Raw genomic sequence first — 12,810 nt, 5'->3', positions numbered from 1 at the left:
GGGTTAGGGAAGTATGGACTGAAAAAGCATAGATAACTTATCCTTATGGAAACAAATCAAAATACAGATTTTGTTTAATCTATTGTTCCTTTCTGTCTAAAAAGGTCAACACAAATCACTCCTCACAAAAGAGAGGAAAATTAACACCATTTTTCACAAGAAAAACGACTCTACAACTTTTTACTTTTTGTCTTCTGAAGTAGAGTAGAAAGATTCATTACCAAAAAGTTCATCGCAATTACCGTTTCCGAGGTCTCAGGTAGTTTGGCCATCACTCGACCAAGACTAAATTTCCTCTTTCCCTGTCCGAATTTACCCTCAATGGCATTACGCACTCTTTCATCTGAGCGTGCCTCTTTCTTTTTTTCTTTGCTCACCTCTTTCGGCGGTCTTCCCAATCGGGGACCACTCATTCTTATATCCCTTTCTTTACAATAAGCTCGATTCGCTTTTGTTCGATAGATTTTATCCACATGAACCGATTCCGGATAACATCCTGTTTCCCTTTTATATTCTTCTATTCGCGCTTGTAAATCTCCCGATTCGTTGTAATTATCCCAACTTAATTTGTCTAAGAAGACAAAGCCATTCACATTACTTGCCGATATTTTAGCTCCAAACTCTACTGCTTTTCCCGCTTTTCCACGCACTATTGGACGCACGTGAGGTTGGCTTACACTCACAATTCTGTTTTCTACTTTATTTGTCTTTTTTTCATACATTTCTAACTGTTGCTCATACACTTTTCCTATCGTTACAAGCTCTTCTTGCTCTTTTTTCGTTAGTTTTTCTAACTTTGCTCCCTCTTCTATCATTTTTTCTATATCAGACAAGTTTCTTTTTATATATCCTAGTTGTTTTTTTGTTCCTTTTCTTCTTTCTTTTTTTGACACACGACGTTTTTTTGCTATGGCTAAGTACTCTTTTCTTGCCACTTCCCTATAAGTCCTCGGCTTTTCTTTCCTTTTCTCTTTTATTTCTTCATACAGCTTATCTATTATTTTTTCTGTTTTTTCTCTGGCATCATTCAATATTCCTATATCCGTTGGATATTTTATATCTGCTGGTGTACAAGTCGCATCTAACAATAACTTTCCTTCATTTTCTTTTTTTTCTGACGCTACACCCGTCGCTTTTTTTTCTATTTCTTTATTAATTTTATTTATTAATTCCATTCCTATTTTTTTACGAAAATGAACCATCATTGACGCATTAAATGCTTCTTTGCTACTATAGCTTTCCATTCCTATAAAGTACTGTAAATAAGGGTTTTCTTTTATTTGTTCTACTGTTTCTCTGTCACTTTTTCCTGAAATTTCTTTGATAATTAATGCTCCTAATGCCATTCTAAATGATTTGGCTGGGGCTCCTTTTTTTTCTGTGAAGTTTTTTGCATATTCTTCCTCATATTCTTCCCAAAGAATCATTTTTGACATTTCTATCCAACGATTTTCTTCGTCTAACTGCCCGCCGAACAGATTTTTCAAGTTTTCTGGTGTTTCAATTGAGTACTGTTGCTTTCGGTACATCTGCTTTCTCTCTTCTTAATGCAATGGTTTTGAGGCATTCTACCCTATTTTCGTGCATTCTAGCGGTTCTTAATTCGCCTACTATTTTTCTCCGTAAAGGTTTCAGCTTTTTTCAGCAAGCCCTAAGTCGTGAACAAAATAGACCCACCGAGAACTTGAACTGTAATTAAACCTAACTGCTGCTAAAAGCGCAAAAGAGGGCACTGTGTTTATTAAACTTGCCTTGCAAGATTCCTTTTTCTACTTTATTGCCGTATTTACGCTAATTGGCTCTATCGTACTTCATGAATTGGCTCATGGGGTAGTGGCCATTTCCCAAGGCGACGATACACCACACGAAACTGGCCACATCACCTTAAACCCGATCGTCCATATGGGCGCAGTCTCTCTCTGCTGTGCTTTTGTCTTTGGAGCTGCCTGGGGAATGATGCCAATTAATGCCGATAACTTTAAGCATGGTCGTCTGGGTCGTGCCATCGTTGCTCTGGCCGGGCCTTTAACCAATCTAGCGATCGCTTTGCAATGCTGCCTTTATCTCAAAAAAAGTACGTATTTTGATTCTATTGTACAAGTACTGGTTATTGTTGCACTGATCAACTTTCTGATTGGTTTTCTTAACCTGCTGCCTTTACCAGGATTAGATGGTTTCCGCATTTTATCGCTTATTTTTTCAGATTTAAAACGCATTTCCTGCCATCCGCTCACTTTTTTTGCAAATCTCTTTTTATTAGGACTATTGCCCACATTCAGCAGCTGATTTGTACTCAAAAGAATCTCCCAGCAGGTTTTTAGAGTAAAAAAATAATTTAGCTAAGTGCAGTCTAACTCTTGCCAGATAGGGAGTTCAACCCTTTTTCCCAGAAAATCAAGTTATGTACTGAGCCGCAGGAGATTGAAGGATGCAGAACAAATAATCGAAGTATTTTGTCATTTTTCATGAATTGGAATTAAAAATAAGTTAAATTCACCCATTTTATGTACTTAAAGCCAAAAATACCAAAAAGACTGTTAATCTCTAAAAGCCTTGTCCCGTAAAGCTTTCAAAAAATATTTAAATCGTCAAAATACCTGCGGAATGTGGGTTTTATAAGAACAGGAAATTTTATCAATATGATTACTCTTATCATTAATCTATTCATACAAATCTAATCACTGATGGAAATATTTCGCGCTTGTAATTCTTCAATAAAAATCTTGAAACTTGGATTTAGAGAATAATGATTTAACAATATTTCGTTTCTGGAATAGGGCAAAGAAATTTTTTGATAATATTTAGATTTTTTATCCAGTTTTATTATTTTTAATTTTTCTGGCTCTTTATTGATGGCTTCAGCCAATTTATCGAAACAACTGTCAATAGCCGATTTTTCATTTTCTTCACAATATAGGGGTAATAACCAACATTCGATGGAATGAACCGCGATCGCAAAAATAATTCTTTCACCATAGCGTTGATAAAACTCAGGATCGAGCAAATGTTTAAATTTATCCTTAACGTTTTCAATTAATTGGTTTGGACTTAAGCTATTACCATCTTGATCAATTTGAGCTATTTTATATTGTGGTGAAATATCGGTGTCAATGTGAATAATCACATAATCTTTTGCTAAGTACAGGACAAAAGGCTTGAAAAGTATACGAGAAAGGGGTTTCATGGAAGATGAACGTAATGTAAGAAAACCCATGAACCAATATAACGCATTGAAACAAGCCCTAAAACCCCATTTGGGATGGCATGGTGCCAGACTCTCCTTCCTAGCCTTGTTCTTACTCGCCCTCCTCAAAGTGAAAACGGTTAACCTTAAAGAATTGGCTCTGGGTTTTGAAGGTCGGGCATTGGTGGATTCTCATTACAAACGCTTACAACGCTTTTTCTCAGGATTTGAGCTGGATTACCATCACATTGCCCGTATTGTAGTCAGTTGGCTGGATATCCCTCAACCTTGGGTATTAAGTATTGACCGCACAACCTGGGAGTTTGGCAGTCATGGTTATAATATCCTCACTGTCGGCATTGTCCATGAAGGAGTAGCCATTCCCATCTTGTGGTGGATGCTTAGCAAGAAAAAGGGCAATTCTAACAGTGATGAACGAATGCGTTTTATCGAGGAGATGCTCAAGATTTTTCCCACCGCCCTGATTCGTTGTTTATGTGGCGACCGTGAGTTTATTGGTCAGGCTTGGCTTCGCTATCTTCTGCTCGAACCGCTACTGGCTTTCTGTCTGAGAATTCGGGCTACGGACAAGATTGAGCACAATGGCAAGCTTTTGGCCGCCAAAGTCATTTTTGCCCATCTTGCAAAAGAGTGAATCTCAACGTCTTCAAGGGAGTTGTCGGGTTTGGGGATATCCTGTTTCTGTAGAGGCTCTTCGCTTGCCTGATAATTCTCTACTCATCGTCATTGGACATCCCGATTCCCAAGGTCTTATTCACGATTATGCCCTGCGTTGGGGCATTGAAACCCTTTTTGGCATCTTTAAGACTCGTGGCTTTTGCTTGGAATCTACTCACTTTACTGACCCCAAGCGTCTTCGTAAGCTTTTGGCTTTACTGACTTTAGCTTTGGCTTGGTCTCTCAAAACTGGTCTAGCAATTCATCATCTTCATCCCATTCCCCTCAAGAAACATGGTCGCCTAGCGCAGAGTCTTTTTCGTCTTGGTTTTGACCATCTTCGTCATCTTGTTCTTAATCCTTCTCTACCCAATTTTTCTCTTTTTCTCGACTCCCTACATTTTTTGTCCTGTACTTAGAATCTTTTGATTCAAAGGCATCCTTAAAGTCTGGGGAGTTACAATACTGAAATACTTGACTCCATCCTCCTAGCTTATTTTTATCACTAGGATTTAAGGATGTTACCCTAATATTGTCGTCTCCAAAATAGCCAGCCAAAATTGCTCGAATTACAGCTTGATCGGTTCTTCCTTCCGTAACTAACCCAAATGTAATCGTCATAATTAAAAATTCTCAGGTAAGCCTCCGATATATCCTCTTAAAAAAGCTTCTGATAACCTAACAGGTTTTTTCCCTTCGGGTGCTTTGGGTGGAAAAACTTGATCGGCTCTTGTATGACCAGAAAGTTTACGATTAATAACATAGAGTTTTTGTTCTTCATCATGCAAATCTAAACCATCTAAAACGGCAGGATTGTGAGTGGTTAAAATAACTTGTTTATCATGTTTTTTTGCCAATTCTACTAAGTCCTCAATTAAACGACGACAAAGACGAGGATTAAGAGAACTATCAATATTATCAATGGCAAAGAATTTAGGCGTTTCTTCTCCGATGAACAGACAAAAATAAAAGAGTAGGAATAAAAAGCCTTCATTAGCACTTTTTTGATCAAAGTATTCTAAATCAGGATCAATATAGCGATCTCTGATTCTAAGAACCCTTTCTTCAAAAAATAAGTTTTGTGATACTTCAAAGTCTTCAAACCAATCGATCAATTCAAGTTTCTCTTTTATTTCTTTTAATTGAGAAAGATCATCTTTTTGGCTAAGATATTTTAAATATTTAAATAAACCTTCGCCATTAATTCCTAGTGGTTGGATTTGCCGTTCTTTTTCAAATGATTTCAAGCTTGAAAATTCAACAATAAATAATAAAAATGATTGTAATTTTTGATGATATTGTGGGTAATTAATCGCCCAAGGCATAAGGATTTTATGTGTTTTAGACAATTCTTCTTGTTTTTTCTCAGAAAGTTTTCTTAACTCTTCGCTTTTGTCAAACAAAGTTTTGATTCTTTGGTAAGTATCTCTAATATTTTCAGAATTACAGGAATCATAAGCTTTTTCACGGGTATCAAAATAACCAAAAGATTCATTCATAATATTCATTAAATCTAGTCTAAGTTCATTAATTTCTACAATCAATTTGTTTGTATTGTGTGCTTCATCATCATAAGGTGTTTCTTTTTTATAAATCCAGCCAGAATAAGTATTTTTATCGTGTGACAAGAGATAAGTAATAGAATCTTTTAGTCCGAATTTAAAAGATATTTTAATTTCTTTATCTAAATTCGCAACATCAAAAGCCGATCGCATTAACTTAGGATCAGTCACACGAATCCCCCTAGAAGCCAGAAACTCGTTATCCAACTTATCTGCTGCTGCTGCTGAACCCAGGGCGATCGCCTCTAAAATATTAGACTTACCACAGCCATTTTCCCCAATCAAAACCGTCACTCTTCCTAACGGTAAGGTTAGGGATTGAATAGATTTATAATTTTCAATCGTCACTTCTTCAATCATGGAAAATCCCTCAAGTTCTACAGGAGTGCAAAAACTGCACCCCATCAAGACTCACCTATTCTAACAGCGATCGCTTTTTTCCTGGTTGAGAAAGGAAGGGGTGATCGCTTTTGATGCACAGAACCCGTATCAACTTTGTTCAGTCTATTGGGGCCACTTCAATCCTCCTGTTCACGGAGAAAAGTTCTTAATCGTAAAAGATTGAGGGTTTGGCCTAGATTGAGTGGCAGCAAAGAAATCCCTTCTAGACGAGACTGAACCCAACCCTCTCCCCAATACCATTCGTGATAACCATCAATGCCTTGACTCAGGAGGAGTCGGAATCCATTGTTTTCAATTCTTTCCACCTGATGTTCAATGGCAATTAATCCTAGCCAACTGGTGAAGGTTAAGCCCTGCTCCAATTTTTCAGGTAAGCCAGAGGAGAGACGTTGAGGAGCTAACCACTGACGCAATTGGGGAATACTCGTTAAACTGTCCCGAATAATTTGGGCCGAGGCAGTAATTTCGATCCGAATAGAACTTTGCTGAAAAGTACCAAGCATAAGAAAGGGACAAGGGTGACAATATCCCAAATCTTAACGAAATCTGGAACTAACTGCGTTCAATTTCAGCAAGGATAGCGGCTAAAATCTCTCCGGCCCCCTCTTTTCGCAGCTTTTGGGCTAAATCTTCTCCCAATTGTTCTGCTTGTTGAGCCGGGCCACTAATACTCTCTTTCAGCAATTGTTGCCCATCTAAACTGGCCACCAAACCCGTTAAGGTTAAAATATCATTCTCAATCTGGGTATTAACCCCAATGGGGACTTGACAGCCACCTTCTAATTCTCTCAAAAAGGCTCGTTCCGCTAAACAGCGATCGCGGCTCGGAATATCTTCTAACACCTTCAGAATTTCTAGCACTTCGGCATCATTGGCACGGCATTCAATACCCAAGGCCCCTTGCCCCACTGCATGAAGAGAAATATCTGAGGGAATAACCTGATGAATGCGATCACCCATGCCTAAGCGTTGTAAACCAGCCACCGCCAGAATAATGCCATCGTATTCCCCTGCATCTAACTTAGCTAAACGAGTATTAACATTGCCTCGCACATCCTTAAAGGTGAGATGGGGATAATAATGGCGCAGTTGGGCTAGACGACGGAGCGAAGACGTGCCAATAATCGCTCCCTCTGGCAGGCTGTCCAATTGCTTATCTTGGTGCTGGGCATTAACGACTAAGGCATCAGCCGGGTTAACTCGTTCCGTAACACAACCTAGCACTAAACCATCGGGTAATTTGGTGGGTAAATCCTTAAGGGAATGCACCGCTAGATCGATACTTTCCTCTAGCATTCCCACTTCTAATTCTTTGGTAAATAATCCTTTGTCCCCAATTTTCGCTAGGGCCACATCCAGAATTTTGTCTCCCTGGGTACTCATAGTCTCTACTTCAAACTGCCGTTCAGGAAAGGATTTCTGTAGTTGTTCCTGAACCCAATAGGTTTGAACTAGGGCAAGTTGGCTTTTGCGCGATCCAATGCGAATAGTACGGGTGGGAGTCGAGACGGTCATTGGTCTTTGGAGTAGGAGGTTATTATAGACACTCGTCCTAGCATATCATCAGTAGAGACGCTTATTGGTAATCAAATCTTTACCCGCCCCTGTCTGTCTAGAAAGTACAGACGAGAGCATCTATCTTTGCAATGAGTATAAATGCTCAAGAGAGCGAGAAGTTTTTTGTAGGAACGATTCTGGTTTCAATCATACAATTTAGACAACTGTTTAAATTTTCTGAACTATCAAAAAGGCTTGCCATATATAAGGATTCTCTCCCCAAGTATAATTGCTCATTGCAAAACTGAGATGCTTCTGTTAATCTACTCTGAAGGAGTTTTGCTGATTGTCTATCCACTTTCTATGAAAGGGTGTGACCTTTAGTTGATGAAGGAAAAGAAAAGTGTTAACATGGGATGAAAAGTGACAAAGAGGAAACAATGATGACAGCAAAACTAATTAATGTAGAGGGTTCAAAGATAAAAATAGAACTAACATTAGAACTCAGTCGTTCAATGTTGGATACAGAAATAAATATTCAAAAAGGCTTAAACGAAGTAGGTTGCATCGCCAGCAAAGAAGCCTTGAAATATTTAGATACAGATGGTTCACCCTTAAAAATCGGTGAAGAAATCTGGAAGAGTAAGGGAGAGCAACCGAAAGAATATCAAACACCTTATGGTGAGGTTATAGTGAATCGTCATGTATATCAGCGTTCAGTAGGAGGAAAAACGTATTGCCCCTTAGAAAGAGAAGCAAGGATAATCATAACATCAACGCCATTATTGGCAAAACAGGTATCCTCAAAAATGTCAGGGATGGCAGGCAAAGAGGTGAAAAATGATTTATTAGAAAATCATGGTAGAAAAGTAGCGCTATCCTATATCCAAAGATTGAGTGAAGCAGTAGGAAGTGTGGTACAGGCAAAAGAAGAAGCGTGGAGTTATGCCCCGCCCAAGGAGGATAGCCAAATTGCAACAGTGGGAATAGGATTAGATGGAACCTGTATGCTGATGTGTGAGGATGGCTACCGTGAAGCAATGGTGGGAACCGTTTCCCTATACGATAGTGAAGGCGAACGTCAACATACAATCTATCTAGGTGCGGCACCAGAGTATGGAAAAAAGAGTTTTCTAGAAAGATTAGAAAGAGAAATTGAGCGAGCGAAAAACCGTTATCCAGAGGCAACATTGGTCGGGATAGCAGACGGGGCAGAATCAAATTGGAAGTTTTTAGAAAAGCAAACGGAAGAACAGATATTAGATTTCTATCATGCCTCTGGTTACTTAGGTGCCTTGGCAGAAGCGTTGCATCCGAATACCGTGTCAAAACAAAAAGAATGGTTGACTGAAAATTGTCGAGAACTCAAGCATGAAAAAGGAAAAGCAGGAGAACTGCTAAATCTGATGAAAGAAGTCAAAGAAGAAAAAAGTCATTCTAAGAATCTTACCGAGAAACTACAAGCGGCGATTACTTATTACGAGAATCATCAGCATCAAATGGATTATGCTGAATACATAGAGAAAAAGTATCCGATTGGTTCAGGTGTTACGGAAGCAGCTTGTAAGACGTTGGTCAAACAACGATTATGTTGTTCAGGGATGCGATGGAAGGAAAAAGGAGCAGGAATTATTTTGAGCCTACGAGCTTTGGTATTGACCAAGGAACGATGGAGTCAATTTTGGGCAAAACTTGATCAATATGGGTTCCCTGTAGAACCCTGATTACAACAGCTTTTATCAACTAAAGGTCGCACCCCTATGAAACCTCTTTTCTGTAATGCTTTCAACCCTCTCACTATTTTTTGTTCTGTACAGAAGCCCCTAGTAATATTATTCAGTTTTAAAAATTAAAAACATGAAAAGTATTTACAGCCAAAACAGTTTTAGTGTAAAGAAATCCTTCAGGCGATATTTGATAGTCTCCTTGCTTTCATTGGCATTTCTTTTCGTAGTTATCACTCACGCTGTTGCGGTGAATGATCCCGGTCCCCAAACTTCTCCCAGTCCCCAAACTTCTCCCAGTCCCCAAACTTCTCCCAGTCCCCAAACTTCTCCCAGCCCCCAAGTTTCTCCCAGTCCCACACCCACACCTCCTCCCAGTTCCAAAACTGAAACTCATGACCAACAAAAAAATACGACTTCCCAAAATGAAATAACCACTATTAGCAAAGGAAAAATTACGAATATCGCTATCACCCCAGAGCAATCTAGTTTAGAAGTTCTGAGTAAAAATTCAACTCCAGTAACCTTTTCTGTCAAAGAGCCAAAGTTTCAAGCAATTTTACTAGATCTTTCTAAGGGTGATTTAGTTGATCTTGATTATGACTATAAAACAAATGAGCTTACAAGTCTTTCTGTGGCGATAGTAAAAGTAGATTGGTTACCACGTTTAGCCGCTATTGTAATTTCTGGAGGAGTGTTTTACGGCCTCATATTTATCTTATTAATCCCTACAAGAACGAACTTAAATGACATCTTTGTTGGTCAAGACAAACGACTGAGTAATTCCAAGTCTCAAATGGCAATCTGGTTCTTTGTTGTTATAGTGAGCTACATTTCATTTAATGTTTTGCGTGTCATCAATGGTGGCTTTGGATTTGTTGGGGGAATTAGCATCCCTGAGAACCTTTTAGTTTTATCAGGAATTAGTGCTGTGACCTACGGGGGAGCAAAGGTTATTACTCAAAGTCAAGTTAACAGCAAACCAGGTAGTAAGAGAAATGCTCCTGATAATCAGGCGGGCCTCAAAGATTTTGTCACTGACGATACTGGTAATACGGACTTTGGCGACCTTCAAATGAGTTTTATTACTCTCCTTGCTGTTGTTGTTTATCTCTTACAATTTTTTGACTTTCTAGGTACTCTCGAACTTCAACATTTAGTGACATTACCTGATGTAGATACGACGATACTGTCAGTTTTTGGTTTTAGTCAAGGGGCGTACCTCACGAAAAAAACTGCTCAAGCTACTGGAGCACGAGAGCCAGAGTCAGTACTGTTTGAAAAAGGTATGACGGGAGAAAATGTGAAACAGCTTAAAGAACTTTTGAGTCGAAGCCTAAACATTCCATTAAGCAATAATGACGTATTTGACGATGACACAGAAAAAGCTGTCAAGCAGTTTCAAGCGAATTATAATTTAGATTCGACTGGAATTGTTGACCGAGAGACTTATAAAAAAATATTACTTTCATAGATTAACTGTAATTGAATTTATGAAAGTAATAAAAGTGATGTGCTATTAAAATCCTGAAAAAATTCGGGATGTCTTGAAGTTCTCGTTATTTATAATATTTCTTTCTTTCTACTGAATAAGAGGAAAAACCATGAATCAGCCCAATCAAGAAACTCAAAAAACAAATCAGGAAGAAATTCGAGGTGTATGGATTTGCTCGCCTTTCAATAGTACAGTTCTAACATCAGAAAAAACTATTGAAGATGCCATAAAGTTTCTTGCAGACCGCGGATTTAATTATGTTTTTCCCGCAGTTTGGAATCAAGGTTATACAGCTTTTCCTAGCGAAGTGATGGAGTCTCATGGCTTTCCCCGACAATATACAGATTATAAGGCTTATAAGGATGGGTTCGATCCCTTGAAGACAATTATTGAGGAAGGAAGAAAGCACGACATAAAAGTTATTCCTTGGCTTGAGTACGGCTTTATGGCTTCCGCTAAACCTGATGGGGATCATATTTTTAAAAAATATCCTAAATGGGCTGCTAAATGGTCTGCAAATAGTAAAAAAGACAAGGTTATACCTGATACTCATGCTTGGATGAATTCTCTCAATAAAGATGTGCAAGACTTTATGCGGGATTTAATTCTAGAAATTGTTGAAAAGTATCCTGGTATCGCTGGAATTCAAGGTGATGATCACTTTCCTGCTATGCCAATGTATACTGGCTATGACGACGGCACTAAAGAAATGTATAACAAGTATCTCAAGGATCTCAAGGATCATAACAAAACTAAACCTGAACCATGTCCTCCTCTTGGTCCTAAGTATCCTCCTAAACCAGAGAAAGACCCCGACTGGGACAACTGGGTTACATTTAGGGCGGAGAAATTAACCGAATATTTAACAAAATTATCCACAGAAGTAAGAAACAAGGCAAAAGAGGTAAGAGAACAAGAAATCGAAAACCTTAAGAAAAAGAAACAAAACGAAGATAGCAAATTAACTGAAGAAGAATTAGCTGAAATAGAAAAGAAAATCGAAAATCTCAAGTCTGATTTTATTGTTTCAATGGCACCTTCGCCCTTTCCCTACGGTCTGGATAAGCTTATGCAGAACTCGGATGCTTGGGTCGAGATTGTTGATCGTCTCCATCCTCAATTTTATAAGTCTAGTTTTGATGACTACAAGCATGAAGTTAAGAGAATTACTACGGAGTTTAAGGACGCAAAAGATCGTAAGAAATATGTTCCTGGTATTGCCTTTTATGCTAATGGAAAAAAACTAACTCGCGCAGAAATTGTTGAGTGTGTTAAACATAATCGTCAGGAAGGATTAGGTGGTCAAGTCTTTTTTTATTACGACTACCTGCGTGAAAACGATGATGCAATGGCAAAGGCTTTATCGGACTTTTGGGGAAAGAACTCTTAACTGGTACAAACTACCCGAAAGCCGATGTCATAGAGACGGCCATTGGGATCAAAACGAGCGCGATCGCCGGAACGACATTTCTGAGGCCCCGCATTCCAAGAGCCACCGCGAAGTACCCGTTTTTGTTCATCCCCCTCGATCAGCCAAACCTGATTATCTTGAGGCGCGTTGTCATAATTCCGATGCCAGGGATCGGCACACCATTCTCTGACATTGCCATGCAGATCATAAAGACCAAAAGTATTGGCAACACCGAAAGAACCTACGGGTGTGGTTTGTCGCCGATCTTCTCCTCTGGGGCCTTCACCATAGGCTCCACGATTACAGACCTTACCCTGATAGTCCCAATCCACACCAGAATAATTAGCTAAGTCCGTTGTAATGGTCGGGCCAAAATGGAAGGGCGTTTGAGTATCACCGCGACAGGCATATTCCCATTCCGCTTCACTGGGTAAACGATAGGGTTTTTGGGTGAACTGGGAGAGGCGATCGCAAAATTCCAGGGCTTCATACCAGGAAATCTGTTCAATAGGAAGATTCTGACCAATAAAATTCGCTGGGTAAGGGTCAAGCGATCGCTGAACTTTTGGCAGAGCAGCCACAGCTTCCCATTGAGCCTGGGTAATGGGAAATTGACTCATCCAAAAAGCAGATAGCGTCACCAAATGTTGTGGCCCTTGGGAACGATGATAACCTTCCTCCTCTTCGCCAACCCCCATCAGGAATTGGCCTGGGGGAATTGCCACTAACGATAGATTGGTCGTTTCATTTAATAACGTGATATGGGATGGCTGACAACGCCGTTCTCGCCGGAGAATTTTACCCTGCGTATCAACAGTGACAACTTCAAATTCTACGATTGCTTCCGTCATGGATGC

The 12,810-nt window shown here is 39.3% G+C and carries 9 protein-coding genes and 2 pseudogenes; 5 read left to right on the top strand and 6 right to left on the bottom strand.

Annotation, left to right across the window (positions count from 1 at the left end; genetic code table 11):
- Positions 1–191: 191 nt before the first annotated feature.
- Positions 192–1,529, bottom strand: a pseudogene (locus KA717_18680) (IS5 family transposase).
- A gap of 205 nt (positions 1,530–1,734) precedes the next feature.
- Between KA717_18680 and KA717_18675 the strand changes: the two are divergent.
- Positions 1,735–2,286, top strand: a complete 552-nt coding sequence (locus KA717_18675; GenBank protein ID UXE64322.1) for a site-2 protease family protein — start codon at positions 1,735–1,737, stop codon at positions 2,284–2,286.
- 388 nt (positions 2,287–2,674) lie between these two features.
- On the opposite strand, the gene KA717_18670 is transcribed toward KA717_18675, so the two are convergent.
- Positions 2,675–3,124: a hypothetical protein gene (locus KA717_18670; protein ID UXE64321.1), complete on the bottom strand. Its 450-nt coding sequence runs from the start codon at positions 3,122–3,124 to the stop codon at positions 2,675–2,677.
- Positions 3,125–3,212: 88 nt separating this feature from the next.
- On the opposite strand from KA717_18670, the pseudogene KA717_18665 reads away from it, so the two are divergent.
- A pseudogene (locus KA717_18665) lies at positions 3,213–4,281 on the top strand (IS4 family transposase).
- A gap of 204 nt (positions 4,282–4,485) precedes the next feature.
- Here the strand turns inward: KA717_18665 and KA717_18660 are convergent.
- From KA717_18660 to hemC, 3 genes are all read right to left on the bottom strand, one after another.
- Entirely contained in the window at positions 4,486–5,784 is a 1,299-nt protein-coding gene (locus KA717_18660; protein UXE64320.1) for an AAA family ATPase, read from the bottom strand.
- A 158-nt stretch (positions 5,785–5,942) separates the two neighbouring features.
- The gene (locus tag KA717_18655; protein UXE64319.1) at positions 5,943–6,329 is read right to left on the bottom strand and encodes a hypothetical protein; all 387 of its coding nucleotides are present in this window, start codon (positions 6,327–6,329) and stop codon (positions 5,943–5,945) included.
- Positions 6,330–6,378: 49 nt separating this feature from the next.
- Positions 6,379–7,341 carry a hydroxymethylbilane synthase gene (gene hemC, locus KA717_18650; GenBank protein ID UXE64318.1) on the bottom strand — a complete coding sequence of 321 codons (963 nt, stop codon included), beginning with the start codon at positions 7,339–7,341 and terminating at the stop codon, positions 6,379–6,381.
- 425 nt (positions 7,342–7,766) lie between these two features.
- Here hemC and KA717_18645 point away from each other — a divergent pair, with 425 nt between their 5' ends.
- From KA717_18645 to KA717_18635, 3 genes are all read left to right on the top strand, one after another.
- Positions 7,767–9,047: an ISKra4 family transposase gene (locus KA717_18645; GenBank protein ID UXE64711.1), complete on the top strand. Its 1,281-nt coding sequence runs from the start codon at positions 7,767–7,769 to the stop codon at positions 9,045–9,047.
- Positions 9,048–9,180: 133 nt separating this feature from the next.
- Positions 9,181–10,521 carry a peptidoglycan-binding protein gene (locus KA717_18640; protein UXE64317.1) on the top strand — a complete coding sequence of 447 codons (1,341 nt, stop codon included), beginning with the start codon at positions 9,181–9,183 and terminating at the stop codon, positions 10,519–10,521.
- 130 nt (positions 10,522–10,651) lie between these two features.
- On the top strand, positions 10,652–11,932 hold the full coding sequence (locus KA717_18635) for a family 10 glycosylhydrolase (GenBank protein ID UXE64316.1): 1,281 nt from the start codon (positions 10,652–10,654) through the stop codon (positions 11,930–11,932).
- Here KA717_18635 and KA717_18630 read toward each other — a convergent pair.
- Positions 11,929–12,804 (bottom strand): formylglycine-generating enzyme family protein, encoded by an 876-nt coding sequence (locus KA717_18630; protein UXE64315.1) that lies wholly within the window; start codon positions 12,802–12,804, stop codon positions 11,929–11,931. The genes KA717_18635 and KA717_18630 overlap by 4 nt on opposite strands.
- Between the last annotated feature and the right edge of the window lie 6 nt (positions 12,805–12,810).

Source organism: Woronichinia naegeliana WA131, from assembly GCA_025370055.1.
Taxonomy (GTDB): domain Bacteria; phylum Cyanobacteriota; class Cyanobacteriia; order Cyanobacteriales; family Microcystaceae; genus Woronichinia; species Woronichinia naegeliana.
The sequence above is the reverse complement of the archived record's forward strand: the minus strand, read 5'-3'. Positions and strand labels throughout refer to the sequence as shown.

Coding starts and splice junctions, on each gene's coding strand:
- KA717_18630 (UXE64315.1), bottom strand. CDS start 12,804: ATGACGGAAGCAATCGTAGAATTTGAAGTTGTCACTGTTGATACGCAG.
- KA717_18635 (UXE64316.1), top strand. CDS start 10,652: ATGAATCAGCCCAATCAAGAAACTCAAAAAACAAATCAGGAAGAAATT.
- KA717_18660 (UXE64320.1), bottom strand. CDS start 5,784: ATGATTGAAGAAGTGACGATTGAAAATTATAAATCTATTCAATCCCTA.
- KA717_18640 (UXE64317.1), top strand. CDS start 9,181: ATGAAAAGTATTTACAGCCAAAACAGTTTTAGTGTAAAGAAATCCTTC.
- KA717_18645 (UXE64711.1), top strand. CDS start 7,767: ATGACAGCAAAACTAATTAATGTAGAGGGTTCAAAGATAAAAATAGAA.
- hemC (UXE64318.1), bottom strand. CDS start 7,341: ATGACCGTCTCGACTCCCACCCGTACTATTCGCATTGGATCGCGCAAA.
- KA717_18655 (UXE64319.1), bottom strand. CDS start 6,329: ATGCTTGGTACTTTTCAGCAAAGTTCTATTCGGATCGAAATTACTGCC.